The organism is Kitasatospora sp. NPDC091207 (genome assembly GCF_044768625.1).
Lineage (GTDB): Bacteria > Actinomycetota > Actinomycetes > Streptomycetales > Streptomycetaceae > Kitasatospora.
The window spans coordinates 625,216-651,552 of sequence record NZ_JBIVVS010000001.1 but is presented as its reverse complement, the minus strand read 5'-3'; the positions used below and the strand labels follow the sequence as shown (position 1 = coordinate 651,552).

The 26,337-nt window shown below is 73.7% G+C and carries 20 protein-coding genes; 7 read left to right on the top strand and 13 right to left on the bottom strand.

The features are described from left to right. Nucleotides 1-15 precede the first annotated feature (15 nt). The gene (locus tag ACIQTO_RS02895) at nucleotides 16-2,370 is read left to right on the top strand and encodes an immune inhibitor A domain-containing protein (RefSeq protein ID WP_402381994.1); all 2,355 of its coding nucleotides are present in this window, start codon (nucleotides 16-18) and stop codon (nucleotides 2,368-2,370) included. A 138-nt stretch (nucleotides 2,371-2,508) separates the two neighbouring features. Here ACIQTO_RS02895 and ACIQTO_RS02890 read toward each other — a convergent pair whose 3' ends face one another. Beyond that, on the bottom strand, nucleotides 2,509-3,678 hold the full coding sequence (locus tag ACIQTO_RS02890) for a threonine aldolase family protein (RefSeq protein ID WP_402381992.1): 1,170 nt from the start codon (nucleotides 3,676-3,678) through the stop codon (nucleotides 2,509-2,511). Nucleotides 3,679-4,057: 379 nt separating this feature from the next. On the opposite strand from ACIQTO_RS02890, the gene ACIQTO_RS02885 reads away from it, so the two are divergent. Then, on the top strand, nucleotides 4,058-5,008 hold the full coding sequence (locus ACIQTO_RS02885; protein WP_402381989.1) for a M23 family metallopeptidase: 951 nt from the start codon (nucleotides 4,058-4,060) through the stop codon (nucleotides 5,006-5,008). Between the two features lie 122 nt (nucleotides 5,009-5,130). On the opposite strand, the gene ACIQTO_RS02880 is transcribed toward ACIQTO_RS02885, so the two are convergent. Beyond that, nucleotides 5,131-5,757, bottom strand: coding sequence for a TetR/AcrR family transcriptional regulator (locus tag ACIQTO_RS02880; RefSeq protein ID WP_402381986.1), 627 nt, complete (start codon nucleotides 5,755-5,757; stop codon nucleotides 5,131-5,133). Between the two features lie 237 nt (nucleotides 5,758-5,994). On the opposite strand from ACIQTO_RS02880, the gene ACIQTO_RS02875 reads away from it, so the two are divergent. Then, the gene (locus ACIQTO_RS02875) at nucleotides 5,995-7,602 is read left to right on the top strand and encodes an MDR family MFS transporter (protein ID WP_402381983.1); all 1,608 of its coding nucleotides are present in this window, start codon (nucleotides 5,995-5,997) and stop codon (nucleotides 7,600-7,602) included. Between the two features lie 115 nt (nucleotides 7,603-7,717). Here the strand turns inward: ACIQTO_RS02875 and ACIQTO_RS02870 are convergent, their stop codons facing one another. Next, a complete protein-coding gene (locus ACIQTO_RS02870; protein ID WP_402381980.1) occupies nucleotides 7,718-8,665 on the bottom strand; it encodes an A/G-specific adenine glycosylase in 948 nt (315 codons plus the stop codon). Between the two features lie 202 nt (nucleotides 8,666-8,867). Between ACIQTO_RS02870 and ACIQTO_RS02865 the strand changes: the two genes are divergently transcribed. Then, nucleotides 8,868-9,758 carry a hypothetical protein gene (locus ACIQTO_RS02865; RefSeq protein ID WP_402381977.1) on the top strand — a complete coding sequence of 297 codons (891 nt, stop codon included), beginning with the start codon at nucleotides 8,868-8,870 and terminating at the stop codon, nucleotides 9,756-9,758. Between the two features lie 173 nt (nucleotides 9,759-9,931). On the opposite strand, the gene disA is transcribed toward ACIQTO_RS02865, so the two are convergent. Continuing rightward, a complete protein-coding gene (gene disA, locus ACIQTO_RS02860) occupies nucleotides 9,932-11,038 on the bottom strand; it encodes a DNA integrity scanning diadenylate cyclase DisA (protein ID WP_402381974.1) in 1,107 nt (368 codons plus the stop codon). A gap of 140 nt (nucleotides 11,039-11,178) precedes the next feature. After that, complete coding sequence (radA, locus tag ACIQTO_RS02855; protein ID WP_402381971.1) at nucleotides 11,179-12,693, bottom strand: DNA repair protein RadA; 1,515 nt, start codon at nucleotides 12,691-12,693, stop codon at nucleotides 11,179-11,181. Nucleotides 12,694-12,900: 207 nt separating this feature from the next. Between radA and ACIQTO_RS02850 the strand changes: the two genes are divergently transcribed. After that, the gene (locus tag ACIQTO_RS02850) at nucleotides 12,901-14,907 is read left to right on the top strand and encodes a sigma-70 family RNA polymerase sigma factor (protein WP_402381969.1); all 2,007 of its coding nucleotides are present in this window, start codon (nucleotides 12,901-12,903) and stop codon (nucleotides 14,905-14,907) included. A gap of 87 nt (nucleotides 14,908-14,994) precedes the next feature. On the opposite strand, the gene ACIQTO_RS02845 is transcribed toward ACIQTO_RS02850, so the two are convergent. The 3 genes from ACIQTO_RS02845 to ACIQTO_RS02835 form a co-directional block, all read right to left on the bottom strand. Continuing rightward, nucleotides 14,995-15,666 carry a GAP family protein gene (locus ACIQTO_RS02845; protein ID WP_402381967.1) on the bottom strand — a complete coding sequence of 224 codons (672 nt, stop codon included), beginning with the start codon at nucleotides 15,664-15,666 and terminating at the stop codon, nucleotides 14,995-14,997. A gap of 44 nt (nucleotides 15,667-15,710) precedes the next feature. Next, nucleotides 15,711-17,045 carry a DUF1254 domain-containing protein gene (locus tag ACIQTO_RS02840; protein WP_402381964.1) on the bottom strand — a complete coding sequence of 445 codons (1,335 nt, stop codon included), beginning with the start codon at nucleotides 17,043-17,045 and terminating at the stop codon, nucleotides 15,711-15,713. An 86-nt stretch (nucleotides 17,046-17,131) separates the two neighbouring features. After that, a complete protein-coding gene (locus ACIQTO_RS02835; RefSeq protein ID WP_402381961.1) occupies nucleotides 17,132-18,457 on the bottom strand; it encodes a DUF1254 domain-containing protein in 1,326 nt (441 codons plus the stop codon). Between the two features lie 291 nt (nucleotides 18,458-18,748). Between ACIQTO_RS02835 and ACIQTO_RS02830 the strand changes: the two genes are divergently transcribed. Further along, nucleotides 18,749-19,816, top strand: coding sequence for an NAD-dependent epimerase/dehydratase family protein (locus ACIQTO_RS02830; protein WP_402381958.1), 1,068 nt, complete (start codon nucleotides 18,749-18,751; stop codon nucleotides 19,814-19,816). 242 nt (nucleotides 19,817-20,058) lie between these two features. On the opposite strand, the gene ACIQTO_RS02825 is transcribed toward ACIQTO_RS02830, so the two are convergent. Together ACIQTO_RS02825 and ACIQTO_RS02820 are read right to left on the bottom strand one after the other, a co-directional pair. Then, complete coding sequence (locus tag ACIQTO_RS02825; protein ID WP_402381956.1) at nucleotides 20,059-21,108, bottom strand: family 2 encapsulin nanocompartment cargo protein polyprenyl transferase; 1,050 nt, start codon at nucleotides 21,106-21,108, stop codon at nucleotides 20,059-20,061. Nucleotides 21,109-21,193: 85 nt separating this feature from the next. Beyond that, the gene (locus ACIQTO_RS02820) at nucleotides 21,194-22,618 is read right to left on the bottom strand and encodes a family 2B encapsulin nanocompartment shell protein (protein WP_402381953.1); all 1,425 of its coding nucleotides are present in this window, start codon (nucleotides 22,616-22,618) and stop codon (nucleotides 21,194-21,196) included. Between the two features lie 373 nt (nucleotides 22,619-22,991). Here ACIQTO_RS02820 and ACIQTO_RS02815 point away from each other — a divergent pair, with 373 nt between their 5' ends. Next, nucleotides 22,992-24,056: an ATP-grasp domain-containing protein gene (locus ACIQTO_RS02815; protein WP_402381950.1), complete on the top strand. Its 1,065-nt coding sequence runs from the start codon at nucleotides 22,992-22,994 to the stop codon at nucleotides 24,054-24,056. Nucleotides 24,057-24,138: 82 nt separating this feature from the next. Here the strand turns inward: ACIQTO_RS02815 and ACIQTO_RS02810 are convergent, their stop codons facing one another. The 3 genes from ACIQTO_RS02810 to ACIQTO_RS02800 all read right to left on the bottom strand — a co-directional run bounded on the left by ACIQTO_RS02810 (nucleotide 24,139) and on the right by ACIQTO_RS02800 (nucleotide 25,412). Next, nucleotides 24,139-24,684 (bottom strand): methylated-DNA--[protein]-cysteine S-methyltransferase, encoded by a 546-nt coding sequence (locus ACIQTO_RS02810; protein WP_402381947.1) that lies wholly within the window; start codon nucleotides 24,682-24,684, stop codon nucleotides 24,139-24,141. A 156-nt stretch (nucleotides 24,685-24,840) separates the two neighbouring features. Then, nucleotides 24,841-25,074, bottom strand: a complete 234-nt coding sequence (locus ACIQTO_RS02805) for a hypothetical protein (RefSeq protein ID WP_380571533.1) — start codon at nucleotides 25,072-25,074, stop codon at nucleotides 24,841-24,843. Nucleotides 25,075-25,208: 134 nt separating this feature from the next. Beyond that, a complete protein-coding gene (locus ACIQTO_RS02800; protein WP_402381944.1) occupies nucleotides 25,209-25,412 on the bottom strand; it encodes a hypothetical protein in 204 nt (67 codons plus the stop codon). Between the last annotated feature and the right edge of the window lie 925 nt (nucleotides 25,413-26,337).

Sequence of the window (26,337 nt, the reverse complement as noted above, 5' to 3'; positions counted from 1 at the left end):
GTCACAACGTTGAAGATGACCAGGAAAGCCGCCGCGGCCGCCACGGCCGGGGCGGTCATAGCCGCTCTGGGTGCGGGTCTGTTCCCGAGCGTGGCCAGCGCGGCCGGCTCGGCACCCGTCCCGAACGACCCTGCCGACGCGGTCCAGTCGGTCAAGACCGACCACAACCTGCCGGGCCCGCTGACCGAGAAGGTCGAGGCCGAGCAGAAGGCCGCCACCGAGCAGCTGCTCGCCGGCACCGCGAAGGTCGAGGAGCACGGCGGCAGCACCAGCATCAAGCTGGGCAAGGACAAGTACGTCGAGCTCGCCCGTGAGCGTACGGACAAGATCTTCACCATCCTGGTCGACTTCAGCGACCAGGTGGACAGCACCACGAAGACGCCGGACGGCAAGGTCAAGTTCGGCGGGACCCCGGGTCCGCAGCACAACCAGATCGAGAAGCCCGACGCGGCGACCAACAACTCGACGCTCTGGCAGCCTGACTACAACCAGCAGCACTACCAGGACATGTACTTCAGCAAGACCCAGGACTCGCTGAAGACCTTCTACGAGAAGCAGTCCTCGGGCCGCTACACCGTGGACGGCCAGGTCACCGACTGGGTGAAGGTGCCGTGGAACGAGGCCCGTTACGGCTCGGACTACTGCGGCCAGCACGTCTGCAACAACGCGCAGGACCTGATCCGCGACGGCATCAACGCCTGGGTCGCCGACCAGAAGGCCAAGGGCCAGACGGACGCTCAGATCAAGGCCACCATCGCGCAGTACGACCAGTGGGACCGGTACGACTACAACCACAACGGCAACTTCAACGAGCCCGACGGTTACATCGACCACTTCCAGATCGTGCACGCCGGTGAGGACCAGTCGGCGGGCGGCGGCAAGCAGGGCACTGACGCGCTGTGGGCCCACCGCTCGTACGTCTACGGCACCGCGGCCGGCTCGACCGGCCCCGCCGACAACCTGCTCGGCGGCACCCCGGTCGGCTCCACCGGCATCTGGATCGGTGACTACACCATGCAGCCGGAGAACGGCGGCCTCGGTGTCTTCGCCCACGAGTACGGCCACGACCTGGGCCTGCCGGACCTGTACGACACCTCGGGCAGCGGGATCGACAACTCGGTCGGCTTCTGGTCGCTGATGTCCTCCGGCTCCTGGCTCGGCGAGGGCAAGAACTCGATCGGTGACATGCCGAACGACCTCGACGCCTGGAGCAAGCTCCAGCTCGGCTGGCTGAAGTACGACAAGGCCAAGGCCGGCACCGAGTCGACCCACCACATCGGCCCGGTGGAGTTCAACACCGCCCTGCCGCAGGCGCTGGTCGTCGACCTTCCGAAGAAGAAGGTCACCACCACGATCAACACCCCGTTCGCGGGTGCCAACGAGTGGTGGAGCGGCAGCGCCGACGACCTGAACGTGTCGCTGACCCGTGACGTCGACCTGACCGGCAAGACCGCCGGCGCGCTGACGGCCAAGGGCTGGTACGACATCGAGCAGGACTTCGACTACGGCTACGCCGAGGTCTCCACCGACGGCGGCGCCAACTGGGCCGCCCTGGACGGCACCTTCAACGGGGTCGCGATCCCGAAGAACGCCGCCAACAAGGCCGGCCTGACCGGCAACTCGGGCAACAAGTGGGGCGACCTGTCGTTCCCGCTGGACGCCTACGCGGGCAAGGCCGTCAAGGTCCGGTTCCACTACACCACCGACGGCGGTCTGCACCTCAAGGGCCTGGCCCTGGACGACATCGCCATCACCGCCGACGGCGCCACCGTCTTCACCGACGGTGCCGAGAACGGCGACAACGGCTGGGCCGCCAAGGGCTTCTCCCGGATCACCGGTGAGTTCTCGAACGACTACGCCCAGTACTACATCGCCGAGAACCGCCAGCACATCTCGTACGACCGGACCCTGAAGACCGGCCCGTACAACTTCGGCTTCGCCAACACCAAGCCGAACTGGGTGGAGCACTACCCCTACCAGCAGGGTCTGCTGATCTGGCTGTGGGACACCTCCCAGAGTGACAACAACGTCACCAACCACCCGGGCTCCGGTCTGATCCTCCCGATCGACTCGCACCCGACCCCGCTCAAGTGGACCGACGGCACCCTGATGCGCCCGCGCATCCAGGGCTACGACTCGACCTTCGGCTCGCGCAAGGTCGACAGCCTGTCGCTGCACAAGAACGGCGTCGAGACGGTCGTCCCGAAGGCCAAGGGCATCGACGAGTTCAGCGACCTCAAGTCGTACTGGTCGAAGGACAACCCGTACAGCAGCGTCATCGTCCCGAAGACCGGCACCAGCATCGAGGTCGAGAACGAGTCCTCGAACTACCTCGAGACCTGGATCCGTGTCCGCCCGGTCGACAACTGATCGAATCGAGCAGTGACGATCAGCCTCTGACCAGGCACCCCTGATACACCCGTCCGGCCCGTCCCCGCACCCGCGGGGGCGGGCCGGACTCTTGTCCGCGACGGCCCGCGCGACGGCCCCCGGCCGCCCGGCCTCCGGTCAGCGGGGCCGTTCCGGCAGCAGCGCGAGGAAGGCGTCCACCGCGTCCGCCACGTCCTTCGCGGTCCACTCCAGCGCGTCCGCGGCCACCGTGACCTCCGTCATCGACAACCCCGGCAGGCCCTGCTCGCGCCAGGCCCCGAACAGGGCCGACCCCGTCCGCTCCACCAGCCGCAGACCCGCGAGGTCCAGCTCCTCGGGGGTGTGCGGGAGCCAGAGCTGGAACTGGTGGGTGTGCGGCGTGGCCGGGTGGACCCGGGCACCCGGGACACCCGCGAAGCCCTCGGCGAGCGCCGCCGCGACGGTCTTGGCATGCGCGACGTACGCGCCCAGGCGCGGCAGTTCGCGGTCCAGGCCGGTCAGCGCGGCCAGCGCGGCCGGCCACTGCTGGAAGAGCTGGCCGCCGTAGCGGTGCCGCCAGGCCTTGGCGGTCCGGACGAAGGCGGCCGGGCCGGCCAGCGCGGCGCCGCTGATCCCGCCGAGCGTCTTGTAGAAGGAGACGTAGACCGAGTCGGCCGGTGCGACCAGCTCCGGCAGCGGGCGGCCGAAGTGGACCACCGATTCCCAGAGCCGGGCCCCGTCCAGGTGCAGCGCGGCGCCGTGCTCCTCCCGGACCACCGCGGCCACGGCCAGCAGGTCCTCCCAGGACGGCAGGACGAACCCGGCTTCGCGCAGCGGCAGCTCCAGGATCATCGCGGCATAGGGCTCGTCGAAGGCCCGCAGCTCGGCCACCGTCGGAAGGCGCGGCGCGGTGGTGGGCCAGACGCTGCGCAGCCCGCTGAGCTGCGCCAGCGCGTGCCGCTCGTGCAGCTCGGTGTGGCCGAGCGGGTGCGTGGCCACCGTCGGCACCCCGGCGGCCTCGGCGTGGATCCGCAGCGCGACCTGCTGGGCCATCGTGCCGGTGGGGAAGAACGCCGCGTCCTCGGTGCCGAGCAGCCCGGCCACCCGCTGCTCCAGGGCCCGCACCACGCCGTCGCCGTACTGGTCCGGCCGGCGGTCCAGGTCGTACGCGCGCTCGCCCTCCTCGGCCAGGGCGGCGAGCCGCTCGCGCAGGCTTCGCGGCCGTGTGCCGGAGAGCAGCCGTTCGCAGGCGCGCAGTGCGGCGTAACGGCGCTCCTGGACGCTGGGTCCGCGGCTGCCTTCGGTCTCTTCGCTCCTGTTGGGATACATGCGTCGATGGTCCCGCAGCGAGGGCCCCGGGTCAGCGGTACGGACACGACGGGCCCCACCCGGCGGCCGCCAAACCCCCGGGCCGGGTGGCACTGGTCACAAGCGCCCACCGTCGTACGAGCGGCGGTAGTAGTGCGGGACGGCGGGCCCCGGGGACGCCCGGGCCATGAACAGACTGTCGGATCACATGATCGTTACTCCGTCAGCTTGAATCTCCGGCGCAACGCTGACTACACGCCGTAGTACGTCACACCGTTTGGGAGTCCGCTCGGTGACGGTTACACCTGAGTGGTCCCCCGCTCAGCACGCCCGAACGGGCTCGTTGTGCTGCCCCCGTACGTCCGTGAGGTTGAGCTACCCGATGTCTTCCGTCCCGCCCATGGGGCCGGCCCTCCGCCGCCTCGCCGCCCTCGCGGCGACCCAGGCGGCGGCCTGGCAGCCCAGGCTCGGCCAGGCCGTCCGCACCCACGCCGCTCCGCTGCGCACGCTCACCGTCCCCCGCCACACCCTGCCCGGCGGCGGGCTCCGGACCGATCGCCACCGCACCGTCACCGCGATCGGCGCGAGCGCGGTGATACTGTCCGGCGCCCTGCTGGTCGCCGCCCCGGGCAGTGCCTCGGCGCAGACCGTCGTCCCCACCACCCCCGGCAGCTCGGCCTTCACCGCCTCGCCGGACGCGGTGCCGGCCGCCGCGCCGGTGCAGGTCGCCGGCCCGAGCGCGTACCAGCTCCCGCACGACCACGCCTCGGCGCAGGAGTACGTGGCGGTGGCCGCCAACCTGCTGCCCCCGGAGCCGCCGGCCGCACCCGTGCCCTCCGCCGACCAGGCCCCCGCGCCCGAGCCGGCCCCGGAGCAGGCCCCCGCGCCGGCACCCGCCCCCGACCCGGCTCCCGCGCCCGCCCCGGCGCCCGCCCCGGCCCCGGAGTGGTCCGCGCCGGTGCCGGGCGCGCCGACCAGCAACCCGTACGGCGTGGCCAACCCGGAGTACGCCGCCGGCTACCACACCGGGGTGGACTTCGCGGTGAAGCCGGGCACCCCGCTGCTCGCGGTCGGCAACGCCACCGTCGTGTCGGCCGGCTGGGACGGCGCCTACGGCAAGGAGGTCGTGCTGCGCCTGGCCGACGGGCGGTACGCCCAGTACGCGCACATGTCGTCGATCTCGGTGTCGGCGGGCGACCGGGTGTCGGCCGCCGAGCAGATCGGCCGGTCCGGGAACACCGGCAACTCGACCGGGCCCCACCTGCACTTCGAGATCCGTTCCAGCAACCACTACGGCGCGGTGGTCAACCCGATCGCCTACCTCTCCGGGCACGGGGTCACCGGCTTCTGAGCACGGGACCGCCGGCGCACGAGGTCACCGGCCGGCGGGGCCGCGGCGAACGACGAGGGGCGGACCGGGTCGGTCCGCCCCTCGGGCGTCGTGGGCCGGCCGGACGTGGGCCGGCGGGCCGGTCAGACGTGCGCCGGGGGGTTCACCAGGGCGCCGATCTCCAGCGCGACCCGCTGCGCGGCGGCCATCGCCTCCTCCACGGTGGCCGCCGGCACCGCGTTCTCCGGGATGTGGCCGGGTTCCCTGCACTCGGAGGCGTCCTGCTTGACCAGGAACAGCGCCGAGTTGATGGTGAACAGCGACATCGCGGCCCGCAGCCGGTCCTCGAAGGTGGCGCCCGGGCCGTGCACCAGCCGGACCATCGCGATCATGCGCTCCTTGAACTCCCCCCCGGCCGGCGAGTCGCGCAGCGCGGGCTGGTTCTCGTGGAAGAAGCGCAGCAGCGGGGCCCGCTCCGACATGCCCGCCGCGAACCGCCGGATCAGCTCGTCCCGCAGCGCGGGCGTCCAGGCCTGGTCGCGGCCCCAGGCGATGGTGTCGTCGATCGGCGCGGCCATGCTCTGCACGATGCCGTGGACGATGTCGTCCTTGGTCTTGAAGTGGTAGTAGAGCGCGGCCTTGGTGACGCCCAGGCGGTCGGCGATCTCCCGCAGCGAGGTCTGCTCGTACCCCTGTTCGGAGAAGAGCTCCAGTGCGACCGCGACGATACGGGCCCGGGTGTCGCTGCGGGGGCTGTGCGTCGTACCCATGGCCTGCCTCGTTGACTGCGTCGGTGACTGCTGCGGCTGCTGCGTTCGGCGGGCGCCGGTCCAACGCCTGTCCGAACTCATTCTCCCCGCCCGGTGGGCCTGCCGAGAAACTGGCTTGACGACCGGCTAGTGGACAACCTACCGTGCCGACGGTCCACAAACTAGCCGGGCGACAAGTAAGTAAGCCGTGTGCAGGCCAGAACGGTCGTCCGCCTCCAGTCCGGGAGACACCACCCCATGTCACAACCCAAGGCCGACACCCCGGCACCGGAAACGAAGACGGCCGAGGAGGAGCCCCCGCGTTCCCCCCGTGAGATCCGCCTGGTCATGATCGGCCTGGTCGTCACCATGCTGCTGGCCATGCTCGACAACCTGATCGTCGGCACCGCGATGCCGACGATCGTCGGTGACCTCGGCGGCGCCGAGCACCTGTCCTGGGTGGTCACCTCGTACACCCTGGCCACCGCCGCCTCCACCCCGATCTGGGGCAAGCTCGGCGACCTCTACGGCCGCAAGGGCACCTTCCTCACCTCGATCGTGATCTTCCTCGCGGGTTCGGCCCTCTCCGGCCTCTCGCAGAACATGAACGAGCTGATCGGCTTCCGTGCCCTCCAGGGCCTGGGCGCCGGCGGTCTGATGGTCGGCGTGATGTCGATCATGGGCGCGCTGGTCCCGCCGCGCGACCGCGGCAAGTACCAGGGCATGTTCGCCGCGGTGATGGCGCTCGCCACCATCGGCGGCCCGCTGGTCGGCGGCTTCATCACCGACCACCTGAGCTGGCACTGGACCTTCTACATCAACCTGCCGCTCGGTGTGATCGCGCTCGCCGTCGTCATGGTCACCCTGAAGCTGCCGAAGGTCCGCAGCAAGGCCCGCATCGACTACCTCGGCGCGATCCTGCTCACCACCGGCATCACCGCGCTCACCCTGATCACCACCTGGGGCGGCCAGGAGTACGCCTGGGGCTCCAAGCAGATCCTGGGCCTGGCCGCGCTCGCCGCCTCCACGCTGATCGCCTTCTGCTACGTCGAGCAGCGGGTCGAGGAGCCGATGCTGCCGCTCGACCTGTTCAAGAACCTGAACTTCACCCTGGTGTCGCTGATCGGCTTCGTCGTCGGCTTCGTGATGTTCGGCTCGACCGTCTTCCTGCCGCTCTACCAGCAGACCGTGCAGGGCGCCTCGGCCACCAACTCCGGCCTGCTGCTGATGCCGATGATGTTCGGCATGCTGGTCATCTCGCTGGTGGTCGGCCAGGCGGTGACCAAGACCGGCAAGTACCGGATCTACCCGATCATCGGCACGATCGTGATGACCGCCGGCATGGTGCTGCTCTCCACCATGGGCACCGGAACCAGCAGCTTCACCTCCGCCTGCTGGATGGTGGTGCTCGGCGCCGGCATGGGCTTCCTGATGCAGATCACCATGCTGGTGGCGCAGAACAGCGTCGAGCTCAAGGACATGGGCGTGGCCAGCTCCACCGCCACGCTGTTCCGCACCATCGGCGGCTCCTTCGGTGTGGCGCTGTTCGGCGCCCTGTTCAACAACCGGGTCACCGCGACGATGAAGGAGCGGCTCGGCGACGCGGCCGCCAACGGCGGCGGCAAGGGCGACCCGAGCTCCCTGAGCCCGGCCGCGCTCCGGGAGCTGCCCGCCCCGGTCCAGGACGCGTACCACCACGCCGTGGCCAACGGCATGCACACCGTCTTCCTCTGGGGCGCCGGGGTCGCGGTGATCTCGATCGCCGCCGCGGTGTTCATGCGCGAGGTGCCGCTGCGCGGTGCCGGCTCGCCGGCGAAGGGCGACGACAAGGGCGCCGAGCCCACCGTCGAGGCCGTCGCGATCTGACACCCGGACGTCCCCCCTCCCGCCGCGGGAGGGGGGACGTCCTGTCTCCGGCCCCGGACCGGAGGAGCCCGGCGGCCCGCTCACCGGCCCCGCTCACCGGCCCCGGGCGCGCGGGCTACTGCGGCAGTCGGTAGACGCCCTGCTCGACCGGCTCGACCAGGCCGTCGGCGACCAGCCCGTCCAGCGCCCGGGCCCGCTGCACCGCGTCCGGCCAGACCGCGTCCAGCCGGGCCTGCCCGACCTCGCCGTGCGCGTCCCGCAGCACCGCGAGGAGCTTCCCGCGGACCTGCCGGTCCGTCCCCTCGTAGGTCTGGCCGCGCCGGGCCGGGCCCTCGTACGGCGGGCAGCCGGCCCGCTGCCAGGCGCAGTGGCTGAACAGCGGGCAGCCGCCGCACTCCGGGCCGCGCGCCGTGCACACCAGCGCCCCCAGCTCCATCACACCGACCGCCCAGGTCGCCGCCGTCCCGGCGTCGTCCGGCAGCAGCGCGGCCGCCGTGCGGCGCTCGGCCGCCGTGGTGGCCTGGGCCGGGTACTCCACCCCGGTCACCGCGCGGGCGAACACCCGCCGGACGTTGGTGTCCAGCACCACGTGCCGCTGGCGGAAGGCGAACGAGGCCACCGCCGCCGCCGTGTACTCCCCCACCCCGGGCAGCGACAGCAGCGTCGCGTGGTCGTCCGGGACGAGGCCGCCGTGCTGCTCGGTGATCGCCACCGCCGCCCCGTGCAGGCGCAGCGCCCGCCGGGGGTAGCCCAGCCGGCCCCACATCCGGACCGCCTCGCCGGGCGCGTCGGCCGCCAGGTCGGCCGGTGTCGGCCAGCGCTCCAGCCACGCCTCGTAGGCCGGCAGCACCCGCTTCACCGGGGTCTGCTGAAGCATGAACTCGCTGACCATCACCGCCCAGGGCGAGGCCTCCGGGGTCCGCCAGGGGAGATCGCGCGCGTGGGCGTCGTACCAGCCGAGGACGGTCGAGTGCAGCAAGGGCAACGGCAGGGACAGCGACGGCGGGGCGGCGGTCGCGGACGCGGGGGCGGGGACGGCGGGGGTGACGGTGATGGCAGCCATGGCCCTTCGATCCTCCCACGGCCGCGGCGCCCTCCGAAGCGGAGGAGTGGAGTCCGGATTCCCTCGAAAAGCCTGCCCCGAGCCTCCCCCGAACGGCTCATATGGCGGATCATGTGAAGGAAGGGGCGAGTGTGCGGTGTTGGTGAGTCACAGGGCACACACTGTCTCGTAGAGTTTGGGCGTGCCCTCTTTGCGTCAACCCGTGGGACCGTTGCCGGCCTCGATCTACTGGCGACGGCGCCTTGTCGTGGCCGTCGCCGTCGCCGCGGTCGTCGCCCTGCTCGTCTGGCTGATGTCCGACCAGGGCGGTGGTGGTGACGGACCGGCAGACAAGGCCGCGCAGGCAGCGCCGTCCCAGTCCTCCCAGCCCCCCGCCCAGGCGATCACGCCCGGCGCGTCGCCGAGCGGCCCCGCGAACAACTCGCGCCCCGGCGGCGGCGGGACGGGCGGCACCAACCCGGGCGGGGGCGCCGTCTCCGGGTCCGGCGGCGGCGACGTCACCCTCAGCACCGGCGGCACCGGCGGCGGGCCCAACCCGGCCCCCGCCACCGGCGGCTCGGCCACCGGAGGGTCCGCCACGGGCGGTTCGGCCACCGGCGGAGCGGCCACGGGTGGTGGCGGCGCGGCCGGCGGCACCACCGGCGGTGGCACTCCCCCGGTGAACACCTCCGAGGTGATGGCGCTGCCCGTCTGCGCCTCCTCCCAGGTGACCCTGGAGCTGGCCGGCGCCCAGAACTCCTACCAGCCCAAGGACAAGCCGAAGCTGACGTTGACCGTCCACAACTCCTCCGGCGCCAACTGCCGGGTGGACCTGGGCCGGACGGCCTCCGCCATCACCGTGACGGCCAGCAACGGCGACCGCGTCTGGTCCTCCGGCGACTGCCCGAGCGACCGCGGCAGCAACTGGGCGCAGATCCCGGCGAACGGCGGTCTGACCGAGACCTTCACCTGGGACCGCGGCCGCAGCAAGCCGCAGTGCGCCACCGCCGACCCGGCCGCCGCACCCGCCGGCACCTACCTGGTGGTCGCCGACCTCACCGGCCTCTCCGGGGGCCAGGTCTCGGCACGCTCCTCGATCCGCCTGGAGAGCTGAGCACCCCTCGAACGCCCCGTCACCGGAGCCCCGGCGCCCGCCGGGGCTCCGGCCGTTTCCGGCGGCCCGGACGGCCCCGCCCGCCGCCGTGTGCGACGCGGCGCCCGCGCCCGCGAACGGGACGGCCCCCGGGGAGCACTCCCCGGGGGCCGTCCCCACGTGCTGGGGCACCGTCAGACGTAGCGCTCCAGGATGGACGATTCGGCAAGGCGGGACAGGCCCTCGCGCACCGAGCGCGCCCTGGTCTCGCCGACGCCCTCGACCGTCTGCAGATCGTCGATGCTGGCCGCGAGCAGCTTCTGCAGTCCGCCGAAATGCTCGACCAGCCGCTCTATCACCGTGTTGGGCAGGCGCGGGATCTTGGCCAGCAGCCGGTAGCCGCGCGGCGAGACCGCGGAGTCCAGCGACTCCGGCGAGCCCGAGTAGCCGAGCGCCTTCGCGACGGTCTGCAGGTCGAGCAGTTCGGCGTGGGTGAGCGCCTCCAGATCCGCCAGCACCTCGGCGACCGTCCGGCCCTTCTTCGCGGCCCGCTCCGGGAAGTAGTCCCGGGCGACCAGCTCGCGCTCCGGCTCCACACCCGCGATCAGCTCGTCCAGCTGGAGGGAGAGCAGCCGGCCGTCGATACCGAGCTCCAGCACGTAGCCGGCGATCTCGGTGGCGATCAGACGGACCATCTCCAGCCGCTGGGCGACGGCGGTGACGTCCCGGACCGTCACCAGGTCCTCGATCTCCAGGGCGGACAGCGTGCCGGCCACCTCGTCCAACCGGAGCTTGTACCGCTCCAGGGTGGCGAGTGCCTGGTTCGCCCGGGAGAGGACGGTGGTCGAGTCCTCCAGCACCCGGCGGGTGCCGTTGACGTACATCGCGATCAGCCGCATCGAGTGCGAGACCGCGACCACCGGGAACCCGGTCTGCAGGTTGACCCGCTCCGCGGTGCGGTGCCGGGTGCCCGTCTCGTCGGTGGGGATGGTGGAGTCCGGCATCAGGTGGACCCCGGCCCGGACGATCTTGGTGATGTCCTTGTCCAGCACCACGGCGCCGTCGAGCTTGCACAGCTCGCGCAGCCGGGTCGCGGTGAACTCGACGTCCAGGACGAATCCACCGGTACAGATCGACTCGACGGTCTTGTCGAAGCCGAGCACGATCAGACCGCCGGTGTTGGCCCGCAGCACCCGCTCCAGGCCGTCACGCAGCCCCGTGCCGGGGGCGATGGCGGTGAGGGAGGCCCGCAGCAGGGCCTCCTCGCGGGAGGACTTGTCCGCCCGGTCGCTGGCTGCCACGTGACTCCTCCGGTCGACCCCGTACCGCGCGCCTCGCGCCGTGCGCCGGCCTACGGTCTGTTGCTCTGTCGCTTATTACTGCCTTATTGCCAATTAGACAGGGGAAAGTCTAACTGCGTGCGGCATTAACAGGGCTTGGGTCAGCGCAGTTCGTCCGGGTCGACCGGCTCCCACCCCTCCATGAGCTCCTCCGGGTAGGCGGCGACGGGGGCTTCGACGGGGGCCCGGCGCGGGGTGGGCGGGGCCGACGGAGCCTCGCCGCGGGGCTTGGCGGCGGCCCGCCGGCGGCCCGGGATGGCCCGCATCGCCTCACCGATGTCCGCGACCTCGACCACCTTCATCCCCGGCGGCACCTTGCCCGGGTCCGGCGGGACCAGGGCGTGGGTGAAGCCCAGCCGGTGCGCCTCGGCCAGCCGCCGCTGCACACCCGTCACCCGCCGCACCTCGCCCGCGAGACCGACCTCGCCGATCGCCACCAGGTTGCTCGGGAGCGGGGTGTCCGAGGACGAACTGGCCACGGCGAGGGCGATCGCGAGATCCGCCGACGGCTCGCTCAGCTTCACCCCGCCGACCGTCGCGGTGTAGATGTCCTGCTTGCCGAGCTTGACCCCGCCGTGCCGCTCGACCACGGCCAGGATCATCGCGATCCGGGGCGACTCCAGGCCGGAGGTCGTCCGGCGCGGGGACGGGATCTGCGAATCCACCATCAGCGCCTGGACCTCCGCCACCAGCGGGCGGCGGCCCTCCAGGGTGACGGTCAGGCAGGTGCCGGGAACGGGCTTGTCACGCCTGGTCAGGAAGAGGCCGGACGGATCGGCCAGGCCCACGATGCCCTCGTCGTGCAGCTCGAAGCAGCCGACCTCGTCGGTGGCGCCGTACCGGTTCTTGATGCCGCGGATGATGCGCAGCCGGGCGTGGCGGTCCCCCTCGAAGCTCAGCACCACGTCCACCAGGTGCTCCAGCAGGCGGGGGCCGGCGATCTGGCCGTCCTTGGTGACGTGGCCGACCAGCAGGGTGGCCATGCCGCGGTCCTTGGACGCCCGGATGAGCGCACCGGCCACCTCGCGGACCTGGGCCGGCCCGCCGGGCGCGCCGTCCAGCTCGGCGGAGGCGATGGTCTGCACCGAGTCCAGGATCAGCAGGCCCGGGTTCACCGCTTCGATGTGTCCGAGGACGGCGCCGAGATCGGACTCGGCGGCGAGGTACAGGTGCTCGGAGAGCGCGTTGATCCGGTCCGCCCGCAACCGGACCTGGCCGGCCGACTCCTCACCGGTGACGTAGAGCGTGCGGTGCTGAGCGCTGGCCGCCTTCGCCGCGACGTCCAGCAGCAGGGTGGACTTGCCGACGCCGGGCTCGCCGGCCAGCAGCACCACGGCGCCGGGGACGAGGCCGCCGCCGAGCACCCGGTCCAGCTCGGGCACGCCGGTGGAGCGGGCCGTCGCCACCTGGCCGTCGATCTGGGCGATCGGACGGGCGGGCGCGCTCACCGGCCCGGCGGCCGTGGTCCGGACCGGCACCGCGCCGCCGTACTCCTCGACCGTGCCCCAGGCGTTGCACTCCGGGCAGCGGCCGACCCATTTGGGCAGCTGATTGCCGCACTCGGTGCAGCGGTACGCCGGGCGCGGCTTGGCGGTGGTCTTGGTGCGGGCAGCCATGCGGTCACCGTAGCGCCTGGGTACGACAGCGCGGGCCCGGCGGCGGGGCGCGGGAGCAAGGGGGCGGGTCGGGGGTGGGGCCGGCGGGGCTCGGGCGGGGCGGTGGGGGCGGTCCCGGTCCACGAATGGGCGATGTTGTTACCCGAAAGAAGTACAACAGCAGGGAACAGGCCGAGCGCGGCCCCGGGCCTCTCTACCGTCGGAGGGGTGACAACGCGTACTGAAGGGCCGCGCGACCCCGTGCTCGCGGCGTACGACCGGCAGGTGGACGGCCTGTTCACCTACTGCCTCTCGGTGCTGTGCGAGCACGACGCGGCCGCCGCCGCCCTGCGCGAGGTGCGCGAGCTGGCGCTGCGGCACGGGGCCCGGCTGGCCGAGCCGGGGCTGATCCGGGCCTGGCTGTACTCGCTGGCCCGGTACTGCTGCCTGCGACGCCTGGAGGACGGAGCCGGCTTCGACGGAGCCGGCTTCGACGCGGTCGGCGGCACCGGCGCGGTGGTCGGTGCGGTGGTCGTCGGTGCGGCGGACGCCGGTGCGGGTGACGAGGCGGCCGGGCTCCCGGCCGCCGAGTCGGGCCGGCGGAGGCGGGAGCTGGCCTCGCTGGCCTGGCCCGAGGCGGCCGGCACCGACCCGGAGCAGCGCGAGGCGCTGGAACTGTCGGTACGCCACCGGCTGAGCCCGATCGAGGTGGCGGCCGTCCTCGGCGTCCCCTTCGAGGCCTCCCGCGCGCTGCTCACCTCGGCCGAGGCCGAGGTCGGCCGGACCAGGGCGGCCCTGCTGGTGCTCGGGGTCGGCAGCTGTCCCGAGCTGGACCGGCTCGGCGGGGCCGGGGCGGAGAGCTGGCGGGACTGGGTGCTCGGCCCCGCGCTGCGCCGGGAGCTGGTGCAGCACGTGACGGACTGCCCGACCTGCCGGGGCACCGCGGAGCGGGTGGCCGGCGAGGTGGCGCGGGGCGCCGAAGGACTGTCGGGACTGCCGGTGCTGGCGGCGCCCCCGACGGCCGCGGCGCGGCAGGGCGACGGGGCGGTGTTCCTGCCGCAGGCGGCCGCCGCCGCGGCGTGGCGGCGGACCTCGGCCCCGGCCCCGGTGATCGAGCCGGGTCTGCGGTTCGACCAAGGGGGGTTCCCGCGCCACCGCGCGCCGGACAGCGGCCGGGCCCGCGCGGTGCGCCGCCGGGTGGTGACCACCGGGGTGCTGGCCGCCGTCCTGGCCGCGCCGGTGGTCGCGCTCTGGGCCGGCCACCGGGGCGGCGGCGGCACCGGGGCGGCGGCGGCCGTCTCCTCGGTCCGGGTCGAGGACGACGGGCGGGCCGCCGGGCACCGGCCGGGCGGGCCGGGGCCGACCGCCGGGCAGGCGGGCGGGATCGTCGGGGCCGTGGGGGCGGCTCCGGCCGTGGCCGGGCTGGAGCTGGCCGGAGCCGGGCCGGGGGCTGCAGAAACGTTGCTCCCGGGGATCCACGGCCCCTCGATCCAGGGACCCGCGATCCCGGTCCCCGGCCGGGGCGCGACCCCGCTCGGCAGCCCGACGCTGACCGCCGCGCCGGCCCCAGGCACCGGCACCGGCCCGGGCCCCGCGCCGGGCGGCGCGGGCCCCGCCGACGGGCCGGCGCCCGCTCCCGCACCGGTCGGGCTGCTGACCGTCGAGGCCGGCGAGTACGGCAACCGGACCGTCCTCACCCTGACCAACTCCGGCAGCACCGAGATCCACTGGCATGCCGAGGTGACGGCCGCCTGGCTCCGCCTCAGCCGGGACGCCGGGACGCTCGCGCCGGGCCAGCGGATCACCGTGATCGTCACCGTCGACGAGGACCTCGCACCGAACACCCACTGGACCGCCCGGATCGCGCTGCCGCCCTCGCAGGCGGTGGTCACCCTGGAGGGCGGCCCGCAGCACCGGGGCGGCAGCACCCCCGTCCCGGGCGAGCCGACGGCGGCCCCGACCGACCCGGCCCCCACGCCCACCGGCAGCGCCCCGACCGCCCCGCCGACCGGCACCGGGCCCACGGCGTCGCCGTCCTCCTCGCCGTCCTCGCCGTCCTCGCCGTCCTCCCCGGTCCCGACGACCCCGGCCCCGACCCCGACGAGCGACACACCGACGGCGGCCCCGTCCGCGACACCGACCGGGACGGCGTCGGGAGCACCGACCGGGACGGCGTCGACGGGCGCGTCCGCGTCCCCGGCGAACGGCTCGTCCGCGCCCGGGTCGCCGCGCTGAGCCGGGGAGCCCGCGACGACGTCCGGGCAGGGCCGGCGGCGGCGAGCAGCACGGGAGCCGAGCCCGGGAAAGCGCCCCGCGCGGGCCTCAGGAGGTCAGGCCCGCGACGGCGTCGCCGATGTACTTCGCGCCGAGGACCACCAGGACGACCATCATGATCGCCGCGTTGTGCGCGGCCATCCACGCCTTCCACTCGCCCAGCACCCGGGCCGACCGGTCGCCGCCGAACAGGTAGACCGCCAGCGGCACCACGGTGCAGAGCGAGCCGATCAGCACCATCAGCACGGCCGCCCCCGCCTTGCCCCCGCTGGAGGCCGTGCTGGTCGCGATCGAGACCGCGCCGCCCACCGCGAGCACCAGGTTCTTCGGGTTGGCCGCCACCAGGACGGCCGCCAGCCCCGCCGCCTTGCCCGGGGTGAAGCGGTCGATCGCCTGCATCCACTTCGGCGGCCCGTGCACATGGCCCTCGCGCGGGCGGCCCCTCCACTGCTTGAACCCCAGCAGCAGGAACAGCACGCCCAGGGCCAGCTTCAGCCACCACGCCCAGGCCGGCTTGGCGGAGTCGGTGCTCAGCCCCGAACCGACCAGCACCACCACGGTGACCACCGCCGCCAGCGTCACCACCCAGCCACCGGTGAACGCCAGCCCGTTGGCCCGGCCCTTCGGGGTGGCCAGCATCAGGATCACCGCGATCAGCGGCATCGGACTGATCGCGATGCCCACGGCCGAGGCCAGCATCTGGCCGACGGCGTCACCCATCCCCCGCTCCTCCCTGTCACCTGCCCTGCGTTCGGACTCCGTGCTCAGCTCCGCCGGATCGGCGGCACCCGGTAGGTGCCGTCGAGCGCGGACGGCTTCGGCTGGTACAGCCGGATGATCGGCCGGAACTCCCCTTCCGGGGTCGGCAGCCAGTTCGCCTCCTCCGCCGGGTCGGCCGGGCGGTCGTGCTGCAGCCGGAGCGTCAGCGAGCCGTCCTCGCCGTGGACCAGGCCGGGCGTGCGGTCGCCGATCGAGTAGCGCTCGATCGGGTTCGCGACCAGGTAGTAGTCCGGCAGGCCGTACATGGTGACGGACCAGAAGGCCTCGACCGGCGGCGGCCGGTCCATCCGCAGCGTGTACGCGTGGGCGCCGCTGAGCGCCCGCCCGTCGGCGTCGTCGTACGTCATCGCGTACATCGCCTCGTACGCGTGGTTGCCCCAGAGGCCGGCGCGGGCGGCGGCGGCGCGGCTCAGGTAGGCCGCGCGGCGGTCGGGGATGCGCCACTCGGGGTCGTCGACGGTGCCGGGGCCCAGGAAGTCGACGTTGTAGTCGAACAGGTGCAGTCCCGAGCGCCACTCGCCGGCCGGGTGGTTCTCCGGCGGCCGGGTGGCGGCCTCGACGCGTTCCCGGCCCGCGGCCAGGCCCTTGAGCAGGGCGAGGGTCCAGTCGGGCGCCGCGGCACGGTAGGGCGACGGCCCGGTGTCGAGCAGGCCGAGGGGAGCGAAGCGCTGCTGGTACTCGATGTCGGGCCCGGCGGGCGGGAAGGCCGTCATCCAGATCCGGAGCCGTTCGAAGAAGGCCAGTCGCTCGGGTACGCCGGGGTCCGGTGCCGGGAGCCCGGCGGCCAGGCCGCCCGGCTCCAGCGGTTCGAGCGTCAGCCCCTCCTGGAGGGCCCGGACGCGCGGCAGGTCGTCCGGGCCGGTGCAGGCGAAGCGGCCGACGACGGTGGCCACGGTGGTCGGCGAGACGATCACCCGCTCCCGGTCCGGCGGGGTCCCGTGCCAGTCGGGCGGGACGACCAGCCAGGTCTGCGCACCGGTGCCGGTCGCCCGTCGGCCGAGGTAGGCGAAGTTGTCGGTCCACGCGCCGACGAACTGCAGCACGTAGTAGGCCCCGGCGGTGTCCGGGACCCGCAGCACCTGCGGGCCTTCGGAGAGGTCGAGCTGGGCGATCGAGTAGACGGTGTCGTTGTTGACGGAGACGAAGGGGTCGTCCGGGCCGGCCAGCCTCGTCGCGTGGCTGAAGCCGTTGAACGGTGCCGCCGGCAGCGTCCCCATGCCGCCCTCGGTGAAGCGCTCGACCATGGTGAGGTCGGAGACCAGCGGGTAGCCGTAGACGTAGGCATCGGCGGCCAGGGCCTCCAGCTCGGGCTGGATCATCGGCAGTCCTTCTCGGGTCCGGGTGACGGGTGGAGGTGGTGCGGGTGGTACGGGGGGGGCGGTGGTGCCGGGGTGGTGCCGCCGGATCAGCGCCGCGTCAGTGGTGGGAGCGTCCAGCGGCCGTCGAGGGCCCGCTGGTCCGGGCCGTAGAGCCGGACCACCACCGTGCACGGGCCGTCGGGCGCGGGCAGCCAGTTGGCCGAGTGCTGGGCGTCGGCCGGCCGCTTGTGCTGGAGGTAGAGCGTGAGGCCGCCGTCCGGGTCGTGGAGCAGCCCGGGGGTGCGGTCGCCGATCGAGTACCGGTCCAGGGGGTTCTCGACCAGCAGCCGGTCCGGCAGCGCGTACATGGTGGCCGACCAGAAGAACCGCGCGGGCGGCAGCGCGTCCGGGCCGAAGCGCACGGCGTAGTCGTGCTCGCCGGTGTTCAGCGGGCTCTCGCCCTCGCTGTCCGCGGCCCAACCGCCGTACCAGGCCTCCTCGGCGGGGAGCCCGTACAGGCCCTTCAGGGCGGCGACGGCCCGCGTGAGGTAGTCCGTGCCGAGCTGCTCGCGCGTGCCGAAGAGGCCGGCCGAGCCGACGGTCCGGTCGGCCGCCCGGGCGAGTTCGGCCCGGGCGTCGGCGATGCCGCGCTCGATCTCGGCGCGGACCTCCACCGGCAGCGCGGCGGGCTCGAACTCGCCCCGGCCGTCGATGCCCAGATCGCTGAGCCGGCCGCGCAGCTCGGCCTCGGCGGGCAGCACCGGGAAGAAGCCGAGCAGGAAGTCGAGGAAGCTGAAGAACTCGACGGTGCCCAGCACCTCCTCCCGCCAGACCGGCCAGACGGGGTTGGGCGCGGGCTGCGGCGCGGCGGTGCCCGTGTACGCGTGCAACGGGCGCAGCCGGTAATGCCCCTGGATGCCCTTCAGCTCCTCGACCGCCTCGGGGGAGGTACCGCCGAGGTAGGTGCGCCCGACGATGCCGATCAGCTCGGTGGCGGTGCGGATCACGCCGGCCGTGCCGTCCGGCACCGGGCCCTGCCAGTGGGGGCCCGCCACCAGGTAGTCGCCGGCCTCCTGACCGGTGGCGCGGGCACCGATGAACCCGGCGTACGGCGTGTCGAGTTCGTGCAGCGGAAGGACGTAGTAGCGGTCCTCGGCGGGCACCGAGACCACCCACGGCTCGGCCCGCAGGTCGAGCCAGGCCCAGGAGTACGGGGTGTCGTTGTTGGGCGTGACGACATCGGTGTTGGCCGGGGTGAAGGGCTGCGGGTAGTGCCGGAAGACGCCGAAGCCGCCGACGTGGCGCGGGTCCGCGTCGTCGACCGCCTGCGGGTAGAGCGTCCGGTAGTTCTGCAGGATCGGGTAGCCCCAGATCCATGCCTCGGCGGCGGTGGCGCGGACGGCGGTCGGGTCCACCAGTGCCGGGTTGCCCATGCTGTCGATCTCCCCTGGCTCAGCGCATGTCCAATTAGGACATAGAGGTTCAAACGGATCCTATGGGCCGCCCGGTCGATCAGCATGTCGGCGGCGGGTGGCGGGCGGCTGTGCCCGGGTCGCGCCAGGGGCGACGGGACCGGGATGCCCCGGCATCAGGTTGTCCAGGCGTCAGGACGTGAGGTTGTCCGGGCGGCCGGCCGTCAGGAGCGGGCCGGCGGTGCCGAAGCTCGCCGTCTGCTGACCGCAGAACCGGGGCCTGACGAGGGTCCGGCCGGGAAGGCTGTCGGCATGAAGATCCTCTTGCTCGGCGGTTCGTCCTTCCTGGGGCGGGCCTTCGCTTCGGAGGCCCTGAGCCGGGGCCACGACGTCACCACCTTCAACCGCGGCCGCTCCGGCGCCGACCTGCCCGGCGTCGAGGCCGTCCGGGGCGAGCGCGACTCGGCCGACGACCTGGCCCGCCTGGCCGAGGGGCGGCACTGGGACGCCGTCGTCGACACCTCGGCGCAGCAGCCCGCCCAGGCCGCGCTCTCCGCCCGGCTGCTGCGCGCGCACGCCGGCCACTACACCTTCGTCTCCTCCGTGCACGCCTTCAGCGACTGGCCGGCCCTGGTGGTGGACGAGACCGCCCCGCTGCACCCCTGCCCCGCCGACACCCCGCCCGACCAGCCGCCCGGCAACCCCCTCAAAGCCGGTTGCGAACGCGCCGTCCTGGAGGGGTTCGGGGCCGACCGCACCCTGATCCTCAACAGCGGCCTGCTGATCGGCCCGTACGAGAACGGCGGCCGGCTGCCGTGGTGGCTGGAGCGGATGGCCCGTGGCGGCCCGGTCCTGGCGCCGGGCGACCCCACCCGGGCGATGCAGGTCGTCGATGTCCGCGACTTCGCGGCGTTCGGCGTCGACGTGCTGGTGGCGGGCCGCACCGGGCGCTTCATCACCACCGCCCCCGCCGGGAACGTCACCTTCGGGGAGTTCCTGACCACCTGCGCGGAGGTCGTCGGTGAGCCCACCGGAGCGGACGGCGACGTCTACCCGCCCGCCGAACTCGTCTGGGTCGAGGACGGCCCGCTGCTCGCCGAAGGCCCGGACAGCGTCCAGCCGTGGAGTGAACTCCCGCTCTGGGCACCCGATGTACCGGAGCTGGCGGGCGTCTGGCTCGCCGACACCAGCCGGGCGCAGGCCGCCGGCCTGCGCTGCCGCCCGTTCGCCGAGACCGCGCGGGACACCTGGGCCTGGCTCCGGCAGCGCGGTCCGGCGGCGGACACCGACGCCGACGGCCTCAAGGGCCGCGAGGGCGCTGCCCAGAAGACCGGCATCGTCCCCGCGAAGGAGCGGCGCCTGCTCGCCGACCTCGCCTGACCGGACGGCGGCCGCGCCGTCCGCGGAGACGGCCCGGGCGTTGCGCCCGGACCGGCGCACAGGAGCGTGTTGCGCCCGGACCGGTCCGCAGGGGCGGGGTGGGAGGCCGCCCGAGTCGGCCTCCCACCTCCGCGCACCGGTACCGCGGCGGCCGCCGCCCTCCCGGGGCGGCGGCCCCGGCCGACGTGGGCCGGCCGGTCAACCGGCGCGCCGGCCCGGCCCGGCCCGCAGCCGCCCCCGGCTCAGTGGGCGCGCCGGGTGACCAGCTCAGCGAGGGCGAGCAGGTCGTCGGCCGCGGACGGTTCGGGCACCGCCGTCGCCAGCTGGGCGAGCGCGGCGGCCATGCGCTCGCACGACTCCCCCTGCGCCCAGGCTCGGCCGCCCGCACCCTCCACCGCGGCCGCGCACCGCCTCAACTCCTGCGGACTGAGCGGGCGTTCAAGCGCATAGAGCCCGGCCAGCACCCGGCCGTCCGGCGTGTCGGAGCCGAGCGCCGCCACCACCGGAAGGGACTTCTTGCGCGCCACCAAGTCCGCGCCGACCGGCTTGCCCGTGACGGCGGGATCGCCCCAGATCCCGATCAGGTCGTCGATGAGCTGGAACGCCAGGCCGATCTCCCGGCCGAAGCCGTCCATCGCCTGCACCGCCTCCGGGGAGGCGCCCGCGTACTGCGCGCCCATCGCACAGGCCGCGCCCAGCAGCGCCCCCGTCTTCGCCTCCGCCATCGCCAGGCACTCGGCGAGCGAGACATCACTGCGCTGCTCGAAGGCGCAGTCGATCTGCTGACCCTCGCAGAGTTCGACCACGCAGTCGGTGAGCCTGCGGATCGCGCCCCGCGCGGCCGGGTGGGCGTCCTCGGCGAGGAGGCGCAGCGCCAGCGAATGCAGGGCGTCGCCCGCCAGGATGGCCTCGGTGGTGCCGAACACCCGCCAGGCGGTGGGGCGGTGGCGCCTGGTCTCGTCGTTGTCGATGACGTCGTCGTGGAGCAGGGTGAAGTTGTGCACGAGCTCGACGGCCGCCGCGGCGGCGGTGGCCGTGGCCGTGCTGCCGCCGAGCGCCTGGGTGGCGGCCAGCACCATGGCCGGCCTGATCGCCTTGCCGGAGGGCGCGGCGGCCGGTGAGCCGTCGGCCTCCCACCAGCCGAAGTGGTACCCGGCCACCTTGCGCATCGAGCCGGGCAGCGAGTCGACCGCCGCGCGCAGGACCGGATCGACCAGACTCCGGGTGCGGGCGAGCACGTCCTCCGCCTCGTGGCCCTCCCGGTGCTCCCGTTCCAACGTGAAACTTCCCATGGGTTCCTCCCCCTGATGATGAGCGCCGCCCGGCCGGGGCGTGGGCGTTCCCCGGCCGGGCGGCGCGATTCCGACCGACCCCCGGTCAGTCGTGGCGGTGCGCGACGTCGACGCTTTCCAGCACGCCGACCGCGTCGGGCACCAGAATGGCGGCGGAGTAGTAGGCGCTGACGAGATAGGAAATGATCGCCTTCTCGCTGATCCCCATGAACCGCACCGAGAGGCTCGGCTGGTATTCATCGGGAATTCCGGTCTGGTGCAGCCCGATGACGCCCTGATTGTCCTCCCCGGTGCGCAGCGCGAGAATCGAGCTGGTGTTCTCCCGGGTGACCGGGATCTTGTTGCACGGGAAGACCGGCACGCCGCGCCAGGCGAAGACCTTCTTGCCCTCGACCTCGACGGTGTCCGGGTAGAGGCCGCGGCGGTTGCACTCCCGGCCGATGGCGGCGATGGCCCGGGGGTGGGCGAGGAACATCTTGGTGCTGCGGCGCCGGCTCAGCAGCTCGTCCATGTCGTCCGGGGTGGGCGGCCCGGAGTGGGTCTGGATCCGCTGGTCGTACGCGGCGTTCTGCAGCAGCCCGAACTCCGGGTTGTTGATCAGCTCGTCCTCCTGGCGCTCGCGCAGCGCCTCGATGGTCAGCCGGAGCTGGTGCTCGGTCTGGTTCATCGGCTGGTTGTAGAGGTCGGCGACCCGGCTGTGCACCTTGAGGACCGTCTGCGCGACGCTCAGCTCGTACTCGCGCGGCTTCAGCTCGTAGTCCACGAAGGCGCCGGGCAGCTCGTGCTCGCCGTGATGCCCGGCGGAGAGACCGATCGCCGCCTCGCCGTGCTTGTTCTGCGCCTGCTGGAAGCCGGCCAGGTAGTCCATGACCTGCAGCTGCAGGGCCTCGGAACGGTCCGCGAGCTCCTGGAAGGCGGGCCAGGAGAGTGCCAGCAGGGTGCCGGCGGTGGCGGCCTTCACCGCGTACGGCCAGGCGCCGTTCCGCTGGAGCGCCTCGTCGCCCAGGTGGTCGCCGTCGGAGAGGGATCCGATCACCGTCTGCTCGCCGTACTTGCCGATTCCCAGCCGGTCGAGCTTGCCGTGCGCGATGATGAAGACCTCGTCGATCGGCGCGCCCGCCGCGACCAGGACCTCACCGGCGGAGAACTCGCGTTGGACGAAGCGACCGGCCAGCTCCTCCAGCACCGCGTCGTCCTCGAAGCCGCGCAGCACCGGCACCTCACGCAGGCTCGGCGGGACGATCCGCACCTCGGAGCCCGTCTTGACGACGCTCACCCGGCCGCGGCCGACCGAGTACCGCAGGCGCCGGTTGACCCGGTAGGTACCGCCGGAGACCTGGACCCACGGCAGCGTCCTGAGCAGCCAGCGCGGGCTGATGCCCTGCATCTGCGGCGCGGACTTGGTGGTCGTCGCGAGGTTCCTCGCGCCGGCCGTGCCGAGACTCTGCTGCTGTCCGGATTGCGGCGGGCCGGCCGGCGCGGGAATACCGACGTTGGTTTCGGTCGACATAGGGAGCCTTTCGCATACCCGACGAGGTGTCGCCTTGCAGGAATCATGATGGGCCCGTTCAGGTGGATTCCACAATCACTCATTCGAGTGGTCGGAATAACCGAACAAATAGGACGACTAGATCACCTGATCTATTTCAGTTCGATGCCTATTCGAACATCGGCGGACCTTCCGTCGCCGGCCCCGCCGGGACCCCGACCGCCTCCCGCCGCGCCACCGGACCGGGCCCCGCCCCGGTGGCGGACCGACCCGCCGTCCACCCCGCCGCGAGCGGCCGCTAGGGTGCCACCTCAAAGGGCCACGGGGCCAGTTGACGAGTCTGCGGCCGCACCGGATGCCCTCCCCTCGTTCACCCCTGCCCTGGGAGGCCGTCATGAGTGCCCCCGTACGTGTCTGGCTCAACCGCACCTACGCCGAGAACGTCTTCTTCATCGAACAGCTGCGCGCCGCACCGCGCCCGGTCCGGATCCACGCCACCCACGTGGACGGCGACTCCCCCGTGCTCGCCGCCGCCGACCACGCCACCCTGGAACCGGGCGACCTCACCCCCGACGCCTACGTCGCCTACGCGCTCGACTACTGCGCCCGCCACTCGATAGACGTCTTCCTGCCCCGCCTCAACCAGCTCGCGATCTCCCTGCACCGCCAGGAGTTCGAGGCGATCGGCACCGCCCTCGTCTGCCCGCCCGCCACCGCGATCGCGGCCTTCGACAGCAAGGCCGACGGCTACGCGGCGATCGCCGCCGCCGGGCTGCCCACCCCGCCGTGGTGGCAGGTCCGCACCGCCGACGAGCTGCTCGCCGCCGTCGACCTGATCGAGGCCGCCGGGCTCACCGCCTGCCTCAAGCCCGCCTCCGGCGCGGGCGGCGAGGGCTTCCGGGTGCTCACCCGCGAGCCCTTCGGCCTGCACCGGCTGGCCGGCTGGGACAGCCGGGTCCAGGTCGACCAGGTGACCGCCGCGCTGGAGGCCGCCGACGAGCCGGCCGACCTGCTGGTGATGCCCTACCTGGAGGGCCCCGAGATCTCGGTCGACTGCCTGGGCGACCGCGACGGCACCCTGCTCGCCGCCGTCGGCCGCAGCAAGCACCGCCGCCGCCGCAGCTTCACCACCGCGCCGCGGTACCTGGAGCCCACCCGCCGGCTGGTCGAGTCCGTCGGGATGTCCTTCCTCTCCAACGTGCAGTTCCGCCACCTGGCCGGGGAGCCGGTCGTCATCGACGTCAACACCCGGCCCTCCGGTGGCCTGCACCAACTGCGCCTGTGCGGCCTCAACCTGCCGTGGAACGCCGTCCAGCTGGCGCTCGGCGAACGCCCGGACACCGCGGCCACCGGGGATCCGGCCGGGATCGACTACACCCTGGTCTCCGGGATCCAGCCGGTCCTGCCGCGCCAGACCCCGTTCGCCCGCGGCCTCGCCCCGGTCGAGCTCGTGCACTGACACCCGTCGAAGGCCGCCGACGCCACCCCGTCGGCGGCACCGCCCCCGGCCGTCCGGGCCGCGTTCTCCCCGGCGGGCCCCGCTACAACGGGCCGTCCCAGTCCAGCGTCGGCTCCAGCACCCCCTCCAGGGTGAGCAGCCACTGTTTGACGTCGATCCCGACCCGGCCGCCGCCGAATCCGCCGAGGCCGTCCGCCGCCACCACCCGGTGGCACGGCACCAGCAGCGCGACGGGGTTGGCGGCCATCATCTGCCCGACCGTCCTCGCCGCCAGTCCGGGCTCCGTGACCCCTTCGAACACCCCGCTGCGGGACGCCAGTTCGCCGTAGGTGATGGTCCGCCCGAAGGGCACCTCCCGCCAGAGCGTCCGGAGCACCGCGCGGTGCGGTCCGGCGCTCAGGCTCCAGTCGATCGGCAGCCCCACCTCCTGCCGCCGGCCCGCCAGGTACTCACCTATCCGACCGGTGACCGCGTCGATCTTCGACCGGTCGGTGCACGGCGGCAGCTCGCCCGGGTGCCCCAGGTACCCGGCGGCCGCCACACCCCTCGGCGTCACCGCGATGTGCATCGGACCGCTCGGCAGCGGTGTCTCCACCGTCAGCCAGGACATCGTCGTGGGCTGTGACACGGACTGCGACACGCTCGGGCCCCCGCCCTCCTCCGCCGGGCCGGCCGCCGGCCGCGCCGGCACCCGCGGGGCGCGCGAGGACCACCCGCCCCGCGCGCCATCGTACGGCGGCGCCGACCGCCCCGGCGCGGCCGGCGCCGTCCGGTCCGGTGCGGCCTAGAGCCGGCCCTTCAGCTCCGCGGCCAGGCCGCGCGACCATTGCGACAGCTCGGCCCGGTCCGGCGTCCGGCCCTCGCACAGGGCGTCGAGTTGCGCTTCGTTGATCCGGTTCGGCCCCGGGATCTCCAGCAGGTAGGCGATCTCCTCCAGGACCGTGGCGAGCCGCTTGGCGTCCGCGTGCTCCAGGGCGACCGCCGCCTCGTGGTGGCTGATGGTGAGTGAACCGGGCATGGCCAACCTCCTCCGTTCGCCCCCGCACTCCCTCCACCGTACGACCGCTCCGGTCGCCGTGCCCGCCGCGCGGCCGCCCCGACCGAGGGCGAGCGACCGGGCACGGTCCGCCACCGCTGCCGGGTACCGGGCCGCTACCACCGCTGCCGGCGCACCGCCGGCACCACCACTCCCGCGCCCACGTGCCACAGCGCGCCCAAGGCCGGCACGGCCCCGGCGCCGATCCGGTCCGCCGGCGACCCGGCCGGCCCGAGCGCGAACGCCCCCAGACCGCCGAACGCGCCGACCCTGGCCAGGACTTCGGCCGGCACCCGGCTCTGCGGGGTCGTGCCGTACAACGCGCCGCAGACCGCCGCGCCGACACCCGCGAGCAGCGCCGCCCCCCGCCGCCGGCACCGCCGAGGGCAGCGCCCGGCCGAACGTCGCCACGGTCGCCACCGCCGGCGGCCGGCCGGGGCGCCGCCCCAGCATCAGCAACCCGCCCAGCACCGCGCCCGCCCCGTAGACGCCCGTCACCAGCCCCCAGCCGCGCGCGCCACCGAGCCCGCGCTGCGCGGTCAGCGGGCCGAGCACCAGGAACGGTGCCCGGACCAGCAGGTTGAACAGCCCCATGTGCACCGTGGTGATCCAGAGCCAGGGCCGTGAACGGAACTCCGACCAGCCCTCGCGCAGATCGGCGAGCATCGGGCCGCCCTCCCCCGCCCGCTCCCGCGCGGGCAGCGGGAGCCGCCGCGGCGCCACCGCGCCGATCCCGTAACCGGCGGCGGCCGGGCCGGCCACCGTGGCCACCGAACGGGCCTGCCCCAGCAGGGTGTTGGCGTCCGAGAGGCGGTCCCCGTCGCGCACCAGTCTCGGCACCAGCGCCCCGAGGGCCGGCAGGAACACCCCCTCCCAGCGCCACCATCGCCCAGAGCGGCGCCCGGCCCGACAGCAGCACGGCGGCGAACACCGCCCGCACACCGCAGCGCAGGACGTCGGCGGCCGGCATCACCCGCCGGCTGCCCAGCCGGTCGGCGGCCACCCCGCCGACCAGCATGACCAGCACGACCAGGCCCCCGAGCGGTGCCGCCCAGGACCTGCCGCACGAGCTGTGGTGCGAGGTGCGCGGCGTCTCCCGGGCCGGCGTCACGGAGAACGTCTTCGATGCCGGCAGCGCCTCGCCGTTGGTCGTACGGGCGCGGCAGGAACTGCGCGAGCGGCACGGCACGGACGTCCCGCGCCCGCCGGTACCCCCGAGCTCGCCCAGGTCCTCCAGACGGAGAC